Source organism: Stenotrophomonas sp. WED208, assembly GCF_040984485.1.
Classification (GTDB): Bacteria; Pseudomonadota; Gammaproteobacteria; order Xanthomonadales; family Xanthomonadaceae; genus Stenotrophomonas; species Stenotrophomonas riyadhensis.
The window spans coordinates 2,764,866-2,784,878 of sequence record NZ_JAZARB010000001.1 but is presented as its reverse complement, the minus strand read 5'-3'; the positions used below and the strand labels follow the sequence as shown (position 1 = coordinate 2,784,878).

Annotated in this window: 17 protein-coding genes; 11 read left to right on the top strand and 6 right to left on the bottom strand. The window is 67.0% G+C overall.

The features are described from left to right. Window positions 1–4: 4 nt before the first annotated feature. The 5 genes from tgt (at window position 5) to fabV (ending at window position 6,479) form a co-directional block, all read left to right on the top strand. Window positions 5–1,135, top strand: a complete 1,131-nt coding sequence (tgt, locus tag VPH47_RS12395; protein WP_329811486.1) for a tRNA guanosine(34) transglycosylase Tgt — start codon at window positions 5–7, stop codon at window positions 1,133–1,135. A gap of 134 nt (window positions 1,136–1,269) precedes the next feature. Next, complete coding sequence (yajC, locus tag VPH47_RS12390) at window positions 1,270–1,614, top strand: preprotein translocase subunit YajC (protein ID WP_014036867.1); 345 nt, start codon at window positions 1,270–1,272, stop codon at window positions 1,612–1,614. 61 nt (window positions 1,615–1,675) lie between these two features. After that, window positions 1,676–3,532, top strand: coding sequence for a protein translocase subunit SecD (gene secD / locus VPH47_RS12385; protein WP_368850934.1), 1,857 nt, complete (start codon window positions 1,676–1,678; stop codon window positions 3,530–3,532). Between the two features lie 15 nt (window positions 3,533–3,547). Continuing rightward, the gene (gene secF / locus VPH47_RS12380; protein WP_368850933.1) at window positions 3,548–4,528 is read left to right on the top strand and encodes a protein translocase subunit SecF; all 981 of its coding nucleotides are present in this window, start codon (window positions 3,548–3,550) and stop codon (window positions 4,526–4,528) included. A 691-nt stretch (window positions 4,529–5,219) separates the two neighbouring features. After that, complete coding sequence (gene fabV / locus VPH47_RS12375) at window positions 5,220–6,479, top strand: enoyl-ACP reductase FabV (protein ID WP_368850932.1); 1,260 nt, start codon at window positions 5,220–5,222, stop codon at window positions 6,477–6,479. 108 nt (window positions 6,480–6,587) lie between these two features. Here the strand turns inward: fabV and VPH47_RS12370 are convergent, their stop codons facing one another. From VPH47_RS12370 to VPH47_RS12360, 3 genes are all read right to left on the bottom strand, one after another. Next, complete coding sequence (locus VPH47_RS12370; protein ID WP_164162905.1) at window positions 6,588–8,657, bottom strand: EAL domain-containing protein; 2,070 nt, start codon at window positions 8,655–8,657, stop codon at window positions 6,588–6,590. A 91-nt stretch (window positions 8,658–8,748) separates the two neighbouring features. Next, window positions 8,749–9,933, bottom strand: a complete 1,185-nt coding sequence (locus tag VPH47_RS12365; RefSeq protein WP_164162906.1) for an NAD(P)/FAD-dependent oxidoreductase — start codon at window positions 9,931–9,933, stop codon at window positions 8,749–8,751. After that, entirely contained in the window at window positions 9,930–10,478 is a 549-nt protein-coding gene (locus tag VPH47_RS12360) for a YaeQ family protein (protein ID WP_110712007.1), read from the bottom strand. Before VPH47_RS12360 ends, VPH47_RS12365 begins: the two co-directional genes overlap by 4 nt. Before the next feature lie 123 nt (window positions 10,479–10,601). Between VPH47_RS12360 and VPH47_RS12355 the strand changes: the two genes are divergently transcribed. Next, window positions 10,602–11,480 carry a pseudouridine synthase gene (locus tag VPH47_RS12355; RefSeq protein WP_368850931.1) on the top strand — a complete coding sequence of 293 codons (879 nt, stop codon included), beginning with the start codon at window positions 10,602–10,604 and terminating at the stop codon, window positions 11,478–11,480. 6 nt (window positions 11,481–11,486) lie between these two features. Here the strand turns inward: VPH47_RS12355 and VPH47_RS12350 are convergent, their stop codons facing one another. Further along, window positions 11,487–11,975, bottom strand: a complete 489-nt coding sequence (locus VPH47_RS12350; RefSeq protein WP_368850930.1) for a YaiI/YqxD family protein — start codon at window positions 11,973–11,975, stop codon at window positions 11,487–11,489. A 301-nt stretch (window positions 11,976–12,276) separates the two neighbouring features. On the opposite strand from VPH47_RS12350, the gene VPH47_RS12345 reads away from it, so the two are divergent. From VPH47_RS12345 to VPH47_RS12330, 4 genes are all read left to right on the top strand, one after another. Then, window positions 12,277–12,486 (top strand): cold-shock protein, encoded by a 210-nt coding sequence (locus VPH47_RS12345; protein ID WP_004153307.1) that lies wholly within the window; start codon window positions 12,277–12,279, stop codon window positions 12,484–12,486. A gap of 183 nt (window positions 12,487–12,669) precedes the next feature. Further along, window positions 12,670–13,359, top strand: coding sequence for a glutathione S-transferase (locus tag VPH47_RS12340; RefSeq protein ID WP_153855023.1), 690 nt, complete (start codon window positions 12,670–12,672; stop codon window positions 13,357–13,359). 32 nt (window positions 13,360–13,391) lie between these two features. Next, a complete protein-coding gene (locus VPH47_RS12335; protein ID WP_368850929.1) occupies window positions 13,392–14,957 on the top strand; it encodes a YdiU family protein in 1,566 nt (521 codons plus the stop codon). A gap of 691 nt (window positions 14,958–15,648) precedes the next feature. Beyond that, window positions 15,649–16,185: an adenine phosphoribosyltransferase gene (locus VPH47_RS12330; RefSeq protein WP_032128313.1), complete on the top strand. Its 537-nt coding sequence runs from the start codon at window positions 15,649–15,651 to the stop codon at window positions 16,183–16,185. 174 nt (window positions 16,186–16,359) lie between these two features. Here VPH47_RS12330 and dbpA read toward each other — a convergent pair whose 3' ends face one another. Beyond that, on the bottom strand, window positions 16,360–17,736 hold the full coding sequence (dbpA, locus tag VPH47_RS12325) for an ATP-dependent RNA helicase DbpA (RefSeq protein WP_121503061.1): 1,377 nt from the start codon (window positions 17,734–17,736) through the stop codon (window positions 16,360–16,362). Window positions 17,737–17,889: 153 nt separating this feature from the next. After that, window positions 17,890–18,969 (bottom strand): YeiH family protein, encoded by a 1,080-nt coding sequence (locus VPH47_RS12320; protein ID WP_368850928.1) that lies wholly within the window; start codon window positions 18,967–18,969, stop codon window positions 17,890–17,892. Between the two features lie 102 nt (window positions 18,970–19,071). On the opposite strand from VPH47_RS12320, the gene VPH47_RS12315 reads away from it, so the two are divergent. Beyond that, window positions 19,072–19,947 (top strand): LysR substrate-binding domain-containing protein, encoded by an 876-nt coding sequence (locus VPH47_RS12315; protein ID WP_110712014.1) that lies wholly within the window; start codon window positions 19,072–19,074, stop codon window positions 19,945–19,947. Window positions 19,948–20,013: the final 66 nt, after the last annotated feature.

The window sequence follows — 20,013 nt, the reverse complement described above, 5'->3', positions numbered from 1 at the left end:
CTCCATGTCCCGACTGCAGTTCCAGCTCAAGACCCGCGACGGCCGTGCCCGCCGTGGCCGCCTGACCTTCCCGCGTGGCGCGGTGGAAACGCCGGCCTTCATGCCGGTGGGGACCTATGGCTCGGTCAAGGGCATCCTGCCGGACCAGGTGCGTGCGCTGGGCGCCGAGATCATCCTCGGCAACACGTTCCACCTGTACCTGCGCCCAGGCCTGGACATCATTGCCGACCACGGCGGCCTGCACGGCTTCTGCCGCTGGGACGGCCCGATCCTGACTGACTCCGGCGGCTTCCAGGTGTTCTCGCTGGCCCACCGCCGCAAGATCACCGAGCAGGGCGTGACCTTTGCCTCGCCCACCGACGGTGCCCGCGTGTTCCTGGGCCCGGAAGAGAGCATGAAGATCCAGAAAGTGCTCGATTCGGACGTGGTGATGATCTTCGACGAGTGCACCCCGTACCCGGCTACCGAGGATGTGGCGCGCCGCTCGATGGAACTGAGCCTGCGCTGGGCCCAGCGCAGCCGCAACGCGCATGACGAGCTGGGCAACGACGCGGCCCTGTTCGGCATCGTCCAGGGCGGCGTGCACACCGACCTGCGCAGCCGCTCGGCCGAGGCCCTGCAGGCGATCGGCTTCGACGGTTACGCCATCGGTGGCCTGGCCGTGGGCGAGCCGGAGCACGAGCGCAACGCCATGCTCGACCACCTGGACCCGGAACTGCCGGGCGACCGTCCGCGCTACCTGATGGGTGTGGGCCGGCCGGAAGACCTGGTCGAGGGTGTCGCACGTGGCGTGGACATGTTCGACTGCGTGATGCCGACCCGCAACGCCCGCAACGGCCACTATTTCACCTCGTTCGGCACCGTCCGCATCCGCAATTCACAGTACGCGCGCGACATGGACCCGATCGAGCCGGGCTGTGGCTGCGTGGCCTGCACCGGCGGTTACACGCGTTCGTACCTGCGCCACCTGGACCGCTGCAACGAGATGCTGGCGCCGATGCTGGGCACCCTGCACAACCTGTTCTATTACGAAAAGCTCATGGCCGACATCCGTGCGGCGATCGAGGCGGGAACCTTCCTGGCCTTCCGTGAGTCTTTCTACGCGGCACGCGGGGCGGTAGCACCCCCCCTGTAACCCGAACACCCCCTGCCAAACGGTCCAAGGACGAACGCCCGGGGCCGTGGCATACTTCAAGGCTGACCCAGATCCGCGGTCGACACCCCGTGCCCGTGAAAGGGCCGGAGCGCCGCCCAACCAAAGGACCAACGATGAACCTGCTTGCCTTCCTGATTCCCGCCGCCCACGCCCAAGCCGCCGGCGGCCAACCGCAGGGCATGGGCCTGACCACGCTGCTGTTCCCGATCATCCTGATCGCCATCATGTACTTCCTGATGATCCGCCCGCAGATGAAGCGGCAGAAGGAACACAAGTCCATGCTGGAGAAGATCAAGCGTGGCGACGAAGTGCTGACCAATGGCGGCATCGCCGGCAAGGTCACCGACATCGGCGACAACTTCATCACCATCGAAGTGGCCGAGAACGTGCGCATCCGCGTGCAGAAGGGCGCTGTTGGCAGCGTGCTGCCGACCGGCACCCTGGATTCGGCCAAGTAAGCCACTCCCTTTCCGATGCACAACCGCGGCGCCGGGGATGGCGCCGCGCGGGACCCAAGCAATGCTCGAATTTCCACGCTGGAAGTACGTCGTCATCCTGATCGTACTGGCGCTCAGCGCGCTGTACGCGCTGCCCAACATCTACCAGAAGGACCCGGCCCTCCAGATCACCGCCAACCGTGGCGGCCAGATCGACGATGCGCTGCGCGACCGTGTGCTGGCCGACCTGAAGACGGCCGGTGTCACCACCATCGGTGTCGAGAAGGAAGGGGAAAGCCTGATTGTCCGCCTGCCGGACCTGAAGGCGCAGTCCGCTGCCAGCGACGCCCTGCGTGACACCATCGGCGAGAAGTACACCGTGGCCCTGAACCTGGCCTCGACCGTGCCGGACTGGCTTGCCAACCTCGGCGGTCGTCCGATGGTGCTGGGCCTGGACCTGCAGGGCGGCGTGCACTTCGTGCTGCAGGTCGACCAGAAGGCCGCCCTGGACAAGCGCCTGGATGCCTACACCGAAGACGTGCGCAGCACCCTGCGTGATGCGCGCATCCCGTACCAGTCGGTGGAACGCCGCGCTGACAACAGCATCGTGGCCAACCTGAGCCCGTCTGCCGGTGACGATGCCGCGCAGCGTGCCCGCGCCGCGCTGGTCAAGGCGCAGCCGACCCTCGGCTACGACGTCAGCGGCAACCGCATCACGGTGACCGTGCCGGAAACCGAGATCACCCAGATCGCCAATGGCGCCATCGAGCAGAACATCAACACCCTGCGCAACCGCGTGAACCAGCTCGGCGTGTCCGAGCCGATCATCCAGCGCCAGGGTGCCGACCGCGTGGTCGTGCAGCTGCCGGGCGTGCAGGACACCGCCGAAGCCAAGCGCATGATCGGCGCCACCGCCACCCTGGAATACCGCGCGGTGGTCGAAGGCAACGCGCAGGACGCGATCACCTCCGGCCGCATCCCGCCGGAAGCGAAGGTCTACCAGCAGCGTGACGGCCGTGGCCCGATCCTGCTGAACAAGCGCGTGATCGTGACCGGCGACCAGATGGTCGGTGCACAGGCGGTGACCGATTCGAACAGCGGTTCCCCAGCGGTCAGCGTGACGCTGAACAACGTCGGCGGCCAGCGCATGTTCGACTTCACCAGCGCCAACGTGAACAAGCCGATGGCGGTGGTCTACACCGAGCGCGTGCCGACCGTGACCGTCGTCGACGGCCAGGAAGTGCGTGGCTTCAAGGTCAACGAGGAAGTGATCTCGGTGGCCAACATCAACGGCGTGTTCGGCAAGAACTTCCAGACCACCGGCCTGCAGAAGAAGGAAGCCGAGGACCTGGCCAAGCTGCTGAAGTCGGGCTCGCTGGCCGCGCCGATGGACTTCGTCGAAGAGCGCGTGGTCGGCCCGAGCCTGGGTGCCGAGAACGTCAAGAACGGTATGCGCGCGGTGGTGTTCGCGTTCCTGTTCACCCTGGTGTTCTTCAGCGTCTACTACCGCATGTTCGGCGTGATCACCTCGATCGCGATGCTGTTCAACCTGCTGATCGTGGTGGCGGTGATGTCGCTGTTCGGCGCGACCATGACCCTGCCGGGCTTCGCCGGCCTGGCGCTGTCGGTCGGCCTGTCGGTGGACGCCAACGTGCTGATCAACGAGCGTATCCGTGAAGAGCTGCGTGCCGGCGTGCCGGGCAAGACCGCGATCGTGACCGGTTACGAGCGTGCCTCGGGCACCATCCTCGACGCCAACCTGACCGGCCTGATCGTCGGTGTGGCGCTGTTCGCATTCGGTACCGGTCCGCTGAAGGGCTTCGCGCTGACCATGATCATCGGTATTTTCGCCTCCATGTTCACCGCGATCACCGTGTCGCGTGCGCTGGCGACGCTGATCTACGGCCGCCGCAAGAAGCTCCAGAACGTGGCCATCTGACGGGACGACACGCACATGAAACTGTTTCCGCTGCACATCCTCCCGAACGACACCAAGATCGACTTCATGCGCTGGCGCCATGTCGCGATGGTCGTCACGGTCATCGTGTTCCTGGCCTCGATCGCCATCATCGGCGTCAAGGGCTTCAACTACGCCCTGGACTTCACCGGCGGCACCCTGATCGAAGCCCGCTTCGACAAGGCGGTGGACGTCGAGCAGGTCCGCACCAAGCTCGAACAGAGCGGCTTCGAAGGCGCCCAAGTGCAGAGCGTCGGTGGCAACACCGACCTGCTGATCCGCCTGGCCCCGCACGGTGAGCACGCTGCCGGTACCGGCGACGCCGCACACGAGGACAAGGCCACCGCCGCAGCCGTGGTGAAGGCCCTGTCCACCGCCGACAACCAAGCCACCGTGCTCCGCAACGAGTTCGTGGGTCCGCAGATCGGCAAGGACCTGGCGATGAATGGCCTGTACGCCACCATCTTCATGCTGGCCGGCTTCCTGATCTACATCGCGGTTCGCTTCGAGTGGAAGTTCGCGGTCACCGCCAGCATCGTGGCGATGTTCGACCTGATCGTGACGGTGGCTTACGTGTCCCTGCTGGGCCGTGAGTTCGACCTGACCGTGCTGGCCGGCCTGCTGTCGGTGATGGGCTTTGCGATCAACGATCTGATCGTGGTCTTCGACCGCGTCCGCGAGAACTTCCGCAGCCTGCGCGTGGATTCGATGGAGGTGCTGAACCGTTCGATCAACCAGACGCTGTCGCGTACGGTGATCACCGCGGTGATGTTCTTCCTGTCGGCACTTGCCCTGTACATGTACGGCGGCAGCTCGATGGAAGGCCTGGCCGAGACGCACATGATCGGTGCGGTGATCGTGGTGCTGTCCTCGATCCTGGTGGCGGTGCCGATGCTGACGATCGGTTTCCTGCGCGTCAGCAAGCAGGACCTGCTGCCGAAGGCGAAGGACGTCGAGGCCCTGGCCCGTCGCCCGTAAGCACCCGCTGCACGCAGCACACAGAGAACCCCGCGCAAGCGGGGTTTTTTGTTGGCAGGGCTTGCAGCCCTGCACCTGCTCAATGCAACGGCAACGTCAAAAGCCGGAGCTGGCTTTCTGCTGGTTGGGCGGGGCCATGTGGGTTGGCAGGACACGCCGTAAACCCGTCCTTGGGGGCTCGATGGCGCCATCCATGGCGCCAACGGTCCTGCCAACCCACATGGCCCCGCCCTAGACAGATTCCTGCGGCTGTTGGTAGGTGTCGACCTTGGTCGACACATCTGTCAGATATCGATAATCAAACTTGGATCAGATCTAGCGTGTCGACCAAGGTCGACACCTACCAGAACAGAACGCCGTACCGGCAGATCGCGGAAATCTGTCGAAGGCGGGGTGGGTCCGGTTGCGGGGGCGTGAGCGCCATGGATGGCGCGACCGAGCCTCCAGGGACGGATTCACGGCGTCCCCCGCAACCGGACCCACCCCGCCGTCTCACAGGAACCCAGCTTCTGACGTTGCTCCGGCCTCTGCGGGTGCAGGGTGCAACCCTGCAAAACAAACACCACCCTACGCCAGCGTCGGTTGTGCAATCTTCCCCCGCGCACTACGATCCTGCGGTTCGCGCGCGCAGGCGCGCGCCCGTATTCCTGCTGAGCGCCCCGCGCGCCGCATCTGCCAACCCGAGGTATCCATGGTCATCAAACCGCGCGTCCGCGGCTTCATCTGCGTCACCACCCACCCGACCGGCTGCGAGGCCGCGGTCAAGCAGCAGATCGACTACATCCGCGCACGCCCGCCGATCCAGAACGGCCCGAAGCGCGTGCTGGTGATCGGCGCCTCCACCGGCTACGGCCTGGCCGCACGCATTACTGCCGCCTTCGGCAGCGGTGCTGCGACGCTGGGCATTTTCTTCGAGCGTCCGGGCAGCGAGAGCAAGCCGGGTACCGCGGGCTGGTACAACTCGGCTGCGTTCCACAAGTACGCCGACGAAGCCGGCTTGTACGCCAAGAGCATCAACGGCGATGCCTTCTCCGATGAAGTGAAGGCGAAGACCATCGAGATGATCAAGGCCGACCTCGGCCAGGTCGACCAGGTCGTCTACAGCCTGGCCGCGCCGCGCCGCAAGCACCCGAAGACCGGCGAGATCATCAGCTCCACGCTGAAGCCGATCGGCGAGCAGATCACCCTGCGCGGCCTGGATACCGACAAGGAAGTAATCACGGAAACCACCCTGCAGCCGGCTACCCCGGAAGAGATCGCTGGCACCGTCGCGGTCATGGGTGGCGAAGACTGGCAGATGTGGATCGATGCGCTGGCTGACGCCGGCGTGCTGGCCAATGGCTGCACCACCACCGCCTTCACCTACGTGGGCGAAGAGATCACCCAGGCGATCTACTGGAATGGCTCGATCGGTGCGGCCAAGAAGGACCTGGACACCAAGGTGCTGGGCCTGCGCGAGAAGCTGGCCAAGATCGGTGGCGACGCGCGCGTGTCGGTGCTGAAGGCCGTGGTCACCCAGGCCAGCTCGGCCATTCCGACCATGCCGCTGTACCTGTCGCTGTTGTTCAAGGTAATGAAGGAAAAGGGCACCCACGAGGGCTGCATCGAACAGCTCGACGTGCTGTACGACATCCTCTACGGCGGCAAGGCCGATGGCGTGGCGGTCGATCGTCTGCGCCACGACCTGGTGGACGGTGATGGTCATGCCGTCGCGCTGGTCGATGACGAAGGCCGCCTGCGTGCCGACTACAAGGAAATGGCCGCGGACGTGCAGGGCAAGGTGGTCGCGCTGTGGCCGCAGGTGACCAACGAGAACCTGTACGAGATCAGCGATCTGGCCGGCTACAAGGCCGACTTCCTGCGCCTGTTCGGTTTTGGCGTGGAGGGCGTCGACTACGAGGCTGACGTCAATCCGGACGTGAAGATCGAAAACCTGGTCGACATGACCTGATCAACGAAGAGGCCGGCGAAAGCCGGCCTTCTCTTTGGGTGGTGCCGGCCGCTGGCCGGCAACCCCGGGTACCTGAGGCTGCCGGCCAGCGGCCGGCACTACCATCGGTCACCCGAACTCGAAGCCCATCTCCGGCAACGCCGGGCCGACGAAGTCGCCCTGCACATAGTCCACGCCGGCACTGAACAGCAGGGTCATCGAATTGGCATCGCTGACGAACTCGGCGATGGTGCGGATGCCGGCTTCCTGCGCGCGCGCGGTGATCTGGCTGATGCGATCGATGTTCTCGCGCGTGGCTGCCAGGTCGCTGGTGAAGCCACGGTCCAGCTTGAGGAACTGTGGCTGGAAGTGGGCCAGCAGCTGGAAGGAATCCAGCCCCGAGCCGAACTGCTCCAGGCCGATGCGGCAGCCCAGTGGAGCCACCTCGGCGAGGAACTGCTGCGCACTGCGCAGGTGGGTGAACACCTTCGCTTCCGGTGCGTGCAACCACAGCCGCTCGCCGGGCACGCCCTGTGCCTGCAGCTCGCGGCGCAGGGTGGCAATCATCTGCGGGTCGTCGAACGATTCCGGCGTCACTTTCACCAGCATCTGCGTGGCATGGCCCTCGCGTGCACGCTGGCCCAGCACCGCGATGGCCCGTGACACCACCCAGCGGTTGATGTCGGCCAGCAGGCCGTGCTCCTCCGCGATACCGAGGAACGCGGTCGGGCTCAGCAGTTCGCCATTGTGCTCCAGGCGCAGATACGCCTCGTACAGCTCCAGTGACTCGCCCTGCAGGTTCAGCACCGGCTGGTAGTGTAGCTGGAAGCCGTCTCCGGCCAACGCTTCACGGATTCGGGCGACCCAGCGCAGCACGCGCTCTTCCTCCACGCGGTCGGCGGCGGCCGGATCGAAGATGCGGCAGGTGTTGCCCAGTTCGGCGGCGGCCTGCGTGCATTCACTGGCGCGCGCCAGCACCTGGCCGATGCTGGCGATCTTCTCGCCCACCTGCACGCCACCGATGCTGACCGTCACTGTCGCCGAGCGCGCGCCGATGCTGAAGACGTGTGCGGCGTAGGCTTCGCGGATGCGCTCGGCCAGTGCCACGGTCTGCGCGTAGGGCCCTGCCTGCAGCACGGCGAAATTGTGTTCGCCGAAGCGGGCCAGCTGCGCGTCTTCGCCAACGACCTCTGCCAGCAGCGCGGCGAGCGCGCCGATCAGGGTGTCGGCCGACGCCAGGCCGATGTCCGGCAGCAGGCGCGCGTAGTGGTCCGGCTCGATCAGCAGCAGGCCGAACTGGCCCTCGCTGCGTCCGGCCTGGGCTACAGCGCTCTCCAGCTGCAGCATGAAGGTCGGGCGGTTGAGCAGGCCGGTGACCTGGTCGCGCTGGCGCAGGTCCTCGACCTCGCGCGCCAGCTCCGGATCGAATTCCATGCGGCGGCGGAGCACCACCTGCAGGCAGGATTCGCCCTCGTAGGTGGCGGCCGTGAATTCCATCGTCGCCGGGAACGCGCTGCCATCCTCATGACGGGCATCAAGCTGGTACTGCGGCGGCGGCGCTTCGCCACGGCTGAGGCCCTTCAGCAGCTGCTTGAAGCCTTCCACGTGCTGGGCGGCGACCATGTCCAGCAGCGAGATGCCCTCGATGTCGTCGAAATGCTCGTAACCGAACATCTCCAGATAGGCGTCGTTGGCGCGGATGTGCATGCCTTCATGTACGTAGGCGATGGGATCGCGCGAGGAGGCGATCAGCGCGTCGCAGCGGCGCTCGGTTTCGCGCATCTGCGCCTCGATGCGGCGCAGGCCGCGACGCGCCTGCAGGTCCACCCACTGGTCACGGACCACGGCGAGCAGATGCTCCGGGCGTTGGCGCAGGGCGAGGGCGCGGATGCCGTGGCTGCTGGCCTGCACCAGTTCGTCCTCGTCGATGCGCTCGGCCAGCAGCACCAGCGGAATGTCCTTGCCGCTGGCGGCGATGTGCTGGGCCACCAGCGGCAGCGGGATGCCCGGCGAGGGTGAGACCAGCACCAGGTCGATGGCCTGGCTGGCCAGCACCTGGGCCAGCTCGGCCGCATCCTGTGGGCGCCACGGGCGCACCGCGATGCCGCTGTTGCGCAGGGTGCTGACGATGGCTTCGGCATTCTCGCCGCTGTCATCGACGATCAGCAGGCGGATGGTGATGTCGTTCGCGTTCTGCATGCACTGCTCCCCAATCTGCGAATCTAGATACACGATGCGCGGCGAACCGTCCATGCGCGCACCCCTTGCGCGCGTCGAACGGCGATGTGGTTCACACCACGCCGCCGGCCGCGTGGCCGCTGGCCCAGGCCCACTGGAAGTTGTAGCCGCCCAGCCAGCCGGTCACATCCAGCACCTCGCCGACGAAATGCAGGCCGGGCACGCGCTTGGATTCCATCGTCGAGGACGAGACCTCGGCGGTATCCACGCCGCCCAGGGTGACCTCGGCGGTGCGGTAGCCCTCGGTGCCACTGGCCACCAACGGGAAGGCGCCCAGCAGCTGCGCGGCCTGGCGCAGCACTGGCTCGTCCAACTGGCGCACGGGCCGGTCGGGCAGCCAGTGTTCGCACAACCGCTGTGCCAGCCGCTTCGGCAGTACCTCGCCCAGCACCGTGCGCAGCTCGGCGGCAGGACGTTCGCGCTTCATCTGGCGCAACCACTCGCCGGCATCCTGGCCGGGCAGCAGGTCCAGCTCCAGCGCGTCGCCGGGTTGCCAGAACGAGGAGATCTGCAGGATCGCCGGGCCACTCACGCCGCGATGGGTCAGCAGCATGAAATTCTGGAAGCTCTTTCCGTTGCAGCGCGCCTCGATGGGCAGAGCGACGCCGCTGAGATCGGCCAGCCGTTCCTGGTGCTTGCCGCTGAGCGTCAGCGGCACCAGCCCGGCGCGGGTCGGCAGCACCTGGTGGCCGAACTGTCGGGCCACGTCATAGCCGAAGCCGGTGGCGCCCATGCTCGGAATCGACAGGCCGCCGGTGGCGACCACCAGCGAGGCGCAATGGAACAGGCCCTGCGTGGTGTGCACGCGGAAGCCGTCGCTGCCGTGCTCGATGCGCTGCACACTGCAGTCCGTGCGGACCTGTACGCCTGCTGCCTGGCATTCGTCCACCAGCATCTTCACGATCTGCTTGGACGAGATGTCGCAGAACAGCTGGCCCAGTTCCTTCTCGTGGTAGGCGATGCCGTGCTTGCTTACCAGCTCGATGAAGTGCCAGGGCGTGTAGCGGGCCAGCGCCGATTTGCAGAAGTGCGGGTTGGCCGACAGGAAGTTGGCCGGGGTGGTACCGGTGTTGGTGAAGTTGCAGCGGCCACCGCCGGACATCAGGATCTTCTTGCCAACCTTGTTGGCGTGGTCGATCACCTGCACCTGGCGGCCGCGCTGGCCGGCGGTGATCGCGGTCATCAGCCCGGCCGCACCGGCGCCGATGACCACCACATCGCAGCGGATCGTGCTCATGCCTTGGCGCGCTTGCGCCAGTTCGGGATCACGTCGAGCTGCATCTGGTCGTTGAGCAGCTGCACCTCGCCATCCTGGATCAGCACGCTCCAGCGCATGGCGCGCTGGATCTGCTGGCCCCAGCGCTCGACGAATTCACCGTCCAGATCAACCACTGAGAGATTGTCGAAGCGCGCCAGGCCCTTGCCCTGCTTGCCCCACCAGATCTCCGAGGCGTTGCCGCCGTAGTTGACCACCTGCACCTGACGGCTGCGGTTGCTGGCCTTGCGGATGCGCGACTCGTCCGGATGGCCCAGGTCGATCCATTGCAGGATGTCGCCGGTGTAGTCGTGTTCCCACAGATCGGGTTCGTCATCGGTGCTCAGGCCGCGGCCGAATTCGAGGCGATCGCCGGCATTGAGGGCGAAGGCGAGCAGGCGCACCATCAGGCGTTCGTCGGTCTCGGACGGATGCTGGGCCAGGGTCAGGTTGTGGGTCGCGTAGTAACCGCGATCCATGTCGCTGATCTGCAGTTCGGCCTTGCGGATGGTGGCAGTAAGAGCCATGGGGGATCCGTGGACTAAAGACGACAATGATAGAGGTTTGCTCCAGGGGTGTCCGTTGCCGGGCTGTCTGTGGCGCGTCAACGTGGCACGCTTGCACTCCTTTCCGCCGCAGGAGTGGCTCCGATGACCCTGCCCAGCCGCCTGCAGCTGCCGCCCGGCCACTGGCCCAGCCTGCTCGATGGCCTGTGCGCGCGCTTCCCGCGCATCGACCGCGTGCAATGGCAGGACCGTTTCGCCCGTGGCCGCGTGCAGGATGCGCAGGGCAGGGCACTGGCGCCGGACATGCCCTGGCAGGTGGGGCTGGAAATCCAGTACTTCCGCGAAGTTGCCGACGAGCCGGTGATTCCCTTCGCCGAGAGCATCCTGCATCTGGATGCGCACCTGCTGGTCGCCGACAAGCCGCACTTCCTGCCGGTGACGCCGGCCGGTGGCTATGTGAGCGAAACCCTGCTGGCTCGCCTGGTCGCACGCACCGGAAACACCGAGCTGGCGCCGTTGCACCGCTTGGATCGGCTGACCGCCGGCCTGGTGCTGTTCTCGACCCAGGCAGCCACGCGTGACGCGTATCAGCGGCTGTTCCGCGAGCGGCGCATCGAGAAGACCTATGAGGCGCTGGCACCGGCGCTGCCCGGGCTGGCGTTTCCGCTGCAGCGGGACAGCCGGCTGGTGCCGGGCGAACCGTTCTTCCGCATGGCCGAAGTGCCGGGAGAGCCCAATGCGCGCAGCCGGATCGAGTTGATCGAGACCGAGGGGCCGGTCTGGCGCTACCGGCTGCGGCCGGAAACCGGCCGCAAGCACCAGCTGCGCGTGCACATGGCGATGCTGGGGGCTCCGATCGTGGGTGATGACCTGTATCCGCAGCTGATGCCGCGCCTGGCCGGGGCCATCGAGCCCCCCCTGCAGCTGCTTGCACAGGGGCTGGCCTTCGATGACCCATTCAGCGGGGAACGGCGTCGGTTCAGCAGCCAGCGCCGCCTGCGACTGCCGGATCAGGACGGGTAGCGCGGTTCAGCGGGTGGAGCGCCGCGCAAGCCAGCGGTCCAGTTCGGCCGCGAACAGCTGCCGGTCACGGGGGCCCAGCGGCGGTGGGCCCCCGGTCTGCACCCCAGCGCCGCGCAGCTCTTCCATGAAATTGCGCATCGACAGCCGCTCGGCCATGTTGTTCGGGGTGTACAGCTGGCCGCGTGGGTTCAATGCCACGGCCTTCTTTTCCAGCACCAGTGCGGCCAGCGGGATGTCCTGGGTGACCACCAGGTCACCGGCGGCGACCCGCTCGACGATGGCGCTGTCGGCCACGTCCAGGCCCTGGGGCACCTGGATCGAGCGCAGCCAACGCGACGGCGGGGTGCGGATCCACTGGTTGGCAACCAGGGTCAGTTCGATCCCGACCCGTTCAGCGGCCCGGAACAGGATGTCGCGAATGACGCCAGGGCAGGCGTCCGCGTCCACCCAGATGCGGGGGAGGGCGGGTTCAGCTTGGGTTTCAGCTTCAGTCATTTACCCAGTGTAGGGTAGGAAAATCCTGAATGGGGACTCGGGCTTAGCCTCGATCAGCTGCCAGCCCTTGTCACGCCTAGCGGCCGGGGCCTGCCCATGAACGTCCGGGCTATCGCTTTTTGCAGAAAACACGCGTATCGTTCGTCCCACTGTGTTTGCTAGGGTCACCGTGAATCGTGGCCTGGTGCAGTTGATCTCACGATCCGCTCATCGATCCGCTTTACCAACGCCTGCAACTCAGTCTCGGCCCCGATACCCGGTGGCTGCGATTTTTTCAACATGTGTTTCAGGAGTTAGTCAAATGTCTGATCGTCAGACCGGCACCGTCAAGTGGTTCAACGACGCCAAGGGCTTCGGCTTCATCACCCCGGAAAGCGGCCCGGACCTGTTTGTGCACTTCCGTGCCATCCAGGGCACCGGCTTCAAGACCCTGCAGGAAGGCCAGAAGGTTACCTTCATCGCCGTCCAGGGTCAGAAGGGTATGCAGGCTGACCAGGTGCAGGCGGTCTAATCCGTCTGCTACCGTTTGGTAGCCAGAACGCCGGAAGCGAAAGCTTCCGGCGTTTTTTATTGCCTGCTGCTTTGTAGAGTCGAGCTTGCTCGACTGTCTCTGGAAAGCAGTCGAGCAAGCTCGACTCTACAAAGGGCATGCAGCTGGCGCGGTACGATGCAGGTCTTCCCAAGGATCGTCCCCATGCGCATCGTCCATCACCTGGAAAACTCCCGTTCCCTGCGCGTGCTGTGGATGCTGGAGGAGCTGGGGCTGGACTACGAACTGCGCCGTTATCCGCGCGATCCGAAGACGCTGCTGGCGCCGCCGGAACTGCGCAACGTGCATCCACTGGGCAAGTCGCCGGTACTGCAGGATGGCGAACTGGTACTGGCCGAGTCCGGCGCGATCCTCGACTACCTCGCTGACCGCTACGACACCCAGCGCCAGCTGTCGCCGTCGCCGATGCCGGCCGATGGTGCCGAGCGCATTGCCTACCGCTACTGGCTGCACTACGCCGAAGGTTCGGCGATGCCGCCGCTGCTGCTGACTCTGGTGATGGGCCGCATCCGCAACGCGCCGATGCCGTTCTTCGTACGCCCGATCGCTCGGAGCATCGCCGACAAAGCCGAGCAGGGCTTCATCGGCCCACAGCGACGCCTGCACCTGGACTGGATGGAGCGCCGCCTGGCCGAAAGTCCGTGGTTTGCCGGCGAGCGCTTCAGTGCGGCCGACATCCAGATGAGCTTCCCGATCCAGGCCGCTGCCGCGCGCGGTGGTGGCCTCGACGACAAGCCAGCGCTGCGAGGCTTCCTTAAGCGTATCGGTGAACGCCCGGCCTACCAGCGCGCCGAGGCCCACGGCGGCCACCTGCAGGCGCTCAGCGGCAATTGAGGCGGGCGGCCGTCGCCCCCATCTTCAGCGCCATGGATACCGACAGCCCCCGTTTCGACAACCGCCTGCTGCATGCCCTGCCGGGCGACCCTGAATCCGGCCCGCGCCGCCGCGAAGTGCTGGGCGCGGCCTGGTCGCCGGTGATGCCGACGCCGGTGACGGCGCCCACGCTGCTGGCCTGGGCGCCGGACGTCGCCGCGATGCTCGGCTTCGATACCGCTGAGGTCGAGAGCGAAGGTTTCGCGCGTGTATTCGGTGGCAACGCACTGTATGCAGGCATGCAGCCATGGGCCGCCAACTACGGTGGCCATCAGTTCGGCCACTGGGCCGGGCAGCTCGGCGACGGCCGGGCGATCTCGCTGGGCGAGTTGGTCGCACCGGATGGTCGCCACTGGGAGCTGCAGCTGAAGGGGGCAGGACCGACGCCGTATTCGCGCGGCGCCGATGGGCGCGCAGTGCTGCGCTCGTCGATCCGCGAATTCCTGTGCAGCGAGGCGATGCACCACCTGGGTGTGCCGACCACCCGCGCGTTGTCGCTGGTCGGTACCGGCGAGGACGTGGTGCGTGACATGTTCTATGACGGCCATCCGCGTGCCGAGCCCGGCGCCATCGTATGCCGGGTGTCGCCGTCGTTCCTGCGCTTCGGCTCGTTCGAGCTGCCGGCGTCGCGCGGGGAAACCGCGTTGCTGCAGCAGCTGGTCGATGCCTGCATCGCACGTGATTTCCCGGAACTGAAAGGGCAGGGTGAGGCGCTGTATGGCGACTGGTTTGCGCAGATCGCGGTGCGCACTGCCGAGATGATCGCGCACTGGATGCGCGTCGGCTTCGTGCATGGCGTGATGAACACCGACAACCTGTCCGTGCTCGGCCTCACGCTCGACTACGGTCCCTACGGCTGGGTCGAGGACTTCGACCCGGAGTGGACGCCGAACACCACCGACGCGCAGGGCCGCCGCTACCGCTTCGGCACTCAGCCGCAGGTGGCGTACTGGAACCTGAGCCGATTGGCGCAGGCGTTGTCGCCGTTGTTTGCCGATGTGGCACCGCTGCAGGCCGGTCTGGCGGCCTACCAGTCCACCTTCGTGGCCTGCACGCGCCGCGACGCCGCAGCCAAGCTCGGTCTGGCCGCGGCCGACGATGACGACCTGCAGCTCTACCTGCGCTGGCAGCAGCTGATGCAGGACGGTGCCATGGACATGACCCTGGCCTGGCGCGCGCTGATGCGTATCGACCCGGCGGCACCGGATGCGGCGCTGCTGGACGCGGTGTACTACGACCAGACGCGCCAGCAGGCGGTGCAGGCGCCGTTGCAGCAGTGGCTGCAGGATTACGCGGTGCGGTTGCAGGCCGATCCGTTGTCGGCCAGCGAACGCACGGCGAAGATGGCCGCGGCCAATCCGCTGTATGTGCTGCGCAACTGGCTGGCGCAGGAAGCCATCGATCGTGCAGAGCAGGGCGACCTCGGTGGCGTTCACGCACTGCAGGACGTGCTGCGCGACCCGTACACCGAGCGCGCCGGGCTGGAACACTTCGCAGGCAAGCGCCCGGCGTGGGCGGACAATCGCGCCGGCTGCTCGATGCTGTCCTGCAGTTCCTGAGGGTGGGTTTCGGCAGGGCTGCGCCCTGCACCCGCAGAGGCCACCGCGCAAGCAAAGCCAAAGCCAAAGCCAAAGCGGCTCTGGATTATTGATGGTCTGGCGGGGCGGTGTGGGGCTGCAGGACACGCCGTAAACCCCGCTCCGCGGTCCGGCCCAGCCGCTGGCGGCTGTGCGTTCGGGCGCTTGCGAAGCAGTGCTTCGCAAGCAAAGCGCCCTCACCCCTGGGGGCTCGATGGCGCCATCCATGGCGCCAACGGTCCTGCAGCCCCACACCGCCCCACCTCTGACAGATTCCCGCTGCTGTGGGTGGGTGTCGACCTTGGTCGACACGGTAGATCCACGCCATGCGTGGATGCTTTTCGTTCAATTCTCGAAATATTCGATTTCGATTGAGATTCATCCACGCATGGCGTGGATTCGCGACAGATCGCAGAAATCTGTCGAAGGCGGGGTGGGTCCGGTTGCGGGAGTGTCCGCGGCATGGATGCCGCGGCCAAGCCCCCATGGACGGGTTTACGGCGTCTCCCGCAACCGGACCCACCTCGCCATTCCACGGAATGCGGCTTTTGCTTTCGTCTTTGCTTGCGCGGTGGCCTCTGCAGGCGCCGGGCGCAGCCCGGCCGATACCCCTCAACAGGCAGGCGGCGCCCGGAACAGGTACCCTATGCCGCCATCAGATAGCCAATGTGACATGACCGACGCCATCGTCGCTCCGCAGTGGGCCTCCCGCCTGCGCGACATCGCCGACTTCCCCAAGCCCGGCATCCTGTTCAAGGACATCATGCCGCTGCTCGCCCACGGCGAGGACTTCCGCGGTGCGATCACCGCGATGGCCGACCGCTGGCGCGACCAGAAGCTGGACGCGGTGATCGGCATCGAATCGCGCGGCTTCATCCTCGGCGCCGCGATGGCGCTGGAACTGGGCGTCGGCTTCGTGCCGGTGCGCAAGCCGGGCAAGCTGCCAGGCCAGGTGCTGCGCGAGGAATACACGCTGGAATACCGCAGCGACTGCATCGAAGTGCACGCCGATGCGCTGCCGGCCGGTGCCCGCGTGGCAATCATCGACGACGTGCTGGCTACGGGTGGCACGCTGGTCGCCGCGTTGTCGCTGGTGCGCCGCCTGGGCGTTGACGTGGTCGGTGCCGGCGTGCTGGTCGAACTGGACGGTCTCGGCGGCCGCGCCCGCTGGGAAGCGGACCTGCCGCTGCACACCGAACTGGTGTTCTGATCGAAGGGTGGGTGCCAACCAAGGTTGGCATCTACCAGAGCGAATGGCCTGGAGCCGGTAGTTGCCAACCTTGGTTGGCAGCGCTTTTCGCGATTGATGCCATGGACGGGCCAACCAAGGTTGGCCACTACCAGGTCAGGTCGTTGCCAACCGAGGTTGGCAACGCTGCTTCAGTCACATCATCCGCACGCGGAAACGACGGCCCTTGATCTTGCCGGCTTCCAGCTTGGCCACGGCCTTGTTGGCCTGCTCACGCGCGATCGCCACATAGGAGCGGGTCGGGAAGATCGCGATCTTGCCGATGAACTTGCTCGACAGGCCGGCATCACCGGTCAGTGCACCGAGGATGTCGCCCGGGCGCAGCTTGTCGGTCTTGCCGCCGTCGATGCGCAGCGTGCGCATTGCGGCCTGCGGCAGTTCAGACGGGCGCGAGGTTGCCAGCGGCGTCTTCTGCCAGTCCAGCGGCTGCCCCATCTGCGCTTCGATGGCTTCGGCGCGGGTCTTCTCGCGGCCGGCCACCAGGCTGATCGCCAGGCCACTGGCACCGGCTCGGCCGGTACGGCCGACGCGGTGCTGGTAGCTCTCCACATCGGTCGGCAGCTCGTAGTTGATCACCGCCGCCAGCTCTTCCACGTCCAGGCCACGTGCGGCGACGTCGCTGGCCACCAGTACGTTGCAGCTGCGGTTGGCCAGCAGCAACAACACTTCCTCGCGATCGCGCTGTTCCATGTCGCCATGCAGGGCCAGTGCGGAGAAGCCGAACTGCTGCAGTGAGTTGGCCACTTCGTCCACGTCCTTGCGGGTGTTGCAGAAGACCACCGCCGATTCCGGCGTGTACTTCAGCAGCAGGCCGGCCAGTGCCTTCTGGCGATGTGCCGGTTCCACCTCGCAGAACAGGTGGCGGATGGCTGGGGCCTGGTCGGCGCCTTCCACGGTCACTTCCACTGCGTCGCGCAGCAGGTCACGCGCCATGGCGCGGATGCTGTCGGGGAAGGTGGCCGAGAACAGCAGGCTCTGGCGGTCCTTGTGGGTGCGGCCGGCGATCTCGCGGATCGGCTCCTCGAAGCCCATGTCGAGCATGCGGTCGGCCTCGTCCAGCACCAGCGTGCGCACCGCGCCCAGGTTCAGCGCGCGCTTGCGTGCAAGCTCCTGCACGCGGCCGGGGGTGCCGACCACCACGTGCGGGTCGTGGCCTTCCAGCGATGCCAGCTGCGGGCCCAGCGGCACGCCACCGACCAGCAGCAGCAGCTTCAGGTTGGGGATGCCGGTGGCCAGCTTGCGGATCTGCTTGCCGACCTGATCGGCCAGTTCGCGGGTCGGGCACAGCACCAGCGCCTGCACGCGGATCAGGCTGGGGTCGATGGCCTGCAGCAGGCCCAGGCCGAAGGCGGCGGTCTTGCCGCTGCCGGTCGGCGCCTGTGCGATCACATCGCGGCCATCGAGGATGGCCGGCAGGCTCTGCGCCTGCACGGGGGTGAGGGTGGTGTAGCCGAGGGCATCCAGGCCGGGCTGCAGGGCCGGGCTCAGCGGCAGGGTCGAGAAGTCAGTCATGGCGCATTGTACCCGTCCGCGCGGCCGCTCCCGCCTAATGGGGTGGGGTCGGCTCCCTTTCCGCAGGAAAGGACTCTGACCCCCAGTGGAGCCGCCATCCACGCATGGCGTGGATCTACTGGTGGGTGCCGACCCTGGTCGGCACGCTCCTGCTCAGCCCAGCACGGCCAGCACGCCCTGGTGGATCGCCAGGCCCCCGAACAGCAGCCAGGCAAACAGGATCAGCGCCAGCAGCAGCGGCTTCAGCCCGGCCTGGCGCAGCGCCGAGACGTGGGTGGTCAGGCCCAGTGCCGCCATCGCCATCGCCAGTAGCACGGTATCCAGCTGCACCAGCCCCGCCTGCAGGCCAGCCGGCAGCAGGTGCAGCGAGTTGAAACCGGCCACCGCCACGAAACCGAAGGCGAACCACGGCACCACAATGCGCGCCTTGCTGCCATCGGCGCTGGCCTTGCCGCCACGCGCCAGCCACAGCGACAGCGCCACCAGGAACGGTGCCAGCAGCATCACACGCACCATCTTGGTGATCACCGCCGTGTCAGCCGCCGCTTCGTTGACCGCGCGGCCAGCGGCGACCACCTGTGCCACTTCATGCACCGTCGCGCCGGTGAACAGACCGTACTGGCGCGCGTCCATTGCCAGCCAGCCGTGTGACTGCACCAGCGCATACAGCGCCGGGTACAGGAACATCGCCAGCGTGCCGAACACCACCACCGTCGACACCGCCACCGTGACCTGTGCCGCGCGGCCACGCACCACCGGTTCGGCGGCCATCACTGCCGCCGCGCCACAGATCGCGCTGCCGGCGCCGATCAGCATTGCCGCCTCACGCTCCATCTTGAACACGCGCACACCCAGCCAGCAGGCCAGGCCGAAAGTGCTGGCGACCACCAGCACGTCCATCAGCACGCCGGTGACGCCGACATGGCCGATGTCCTGGAAGGTCAGACGCAGGCCGTACAGCACGATGCCGGCGCGCAGCAGCCAGTGCTTGGAGAAGCCGACACCGGCTGCGCTGCTCGGCGCCAGCCGCGGATAGAGGGTGTTGCCGACCACGATGCCGGCGACGATGGCCACGGTCAGCGCGCTCAGGCCGTGCGCCTGCAGCCAGGGCAGCTCGGCCAGGTACAGCGACGCCGCCGCGATCAGGCCCACCAGCAGCAGGCCGGGCAGGCGCGGCTGCCAGCGTTGGCGCAGGGCGGGCAGGGACCAGGGGGAGAGAGCGGGGGCGTTCATGGCAGGGGCAGGGCTGGAGTGATGGGGCAAGCGTGCGCCTCTGTCGCTGACCTGTAAAACGAATAATATGGGTGAAACCTACCCATCAAGAAGGTAAGTGCCATGCGCTTGACCTTGCGCCAGCTGCAGGTCTTCGTCGCCATCGCCGACCATGGCAGCACCACCGCTGCCGGCCAGGCCATTGCGCTTTCGCAGTCGGCCAGCAGCGCCGCCCTGCAGGAACTGGAGGCGCACTTCGGCACCCCGCTGTTCGACCGCATCGGCCGCCGCCTGGCCCTGAACGGCCACGGCCGCGCGCTGCTGGAGCCGGCGCGTACCCTGCTGGTCAATGCCGCCGATCTGGAGCGGCAGCTGGCTGCCGGCGGCGACCCGTCGCAGGGTGCACCGCTGCGGCTGGTGCTGGCCGCCAGTACCACCATCGGCAACTACCTGCTGCCGCCGCGCATCGCGGAACTGCTGCGGCAGGCGCCGCAGGCCGAAGTCGACCTGCGCATCGACAACAGTGCCGGCGTGGTCGCCGCCGTGCAGCGACTGGACGTCGACGCCGGCCTGATCGAAGGCCCGTGCCACGAGCGCGGGCTGCAGGTGACCGCCTGGCAGCAGGATCCGCTGGTGATCGTCGGCGCCGCCGACGCCCCCGCGCGCTGGTCGCTGGATGAACTCCGCCGCGCCCGCTGGCTGCTGCGCGAGCCGGGCTCCGGTACCCGCGAAGCGGTCGAACAGGCGCTGTTGCCGCACCTGCGCGGCTTCGCCCAGACCCTGCAGCTGGGCAATACCGAAGCGATCAAGCAGGCCGCCATTGCCGGCCTCGGCCTGGCCTGCCTCTCGCGCCACGCGCTGGAAGAGCCGCTGGCCCTGGGCCGCCTGCGCGTGCTCCAGACCCCGCTGCCCGCCCTGCAGCGCACCCTGTGGCTGGTACGCCACCCCGGCAAGCAATGGCTGCCGGGGTTGCAGGCGTTGCTGGGGGAGGTGCAGTAGCAGGGATCCGTCTTGCACTGCGCGAATTCCACGAAGGGGTCAGAGCCCGTTGCGCAGCAACGGGAT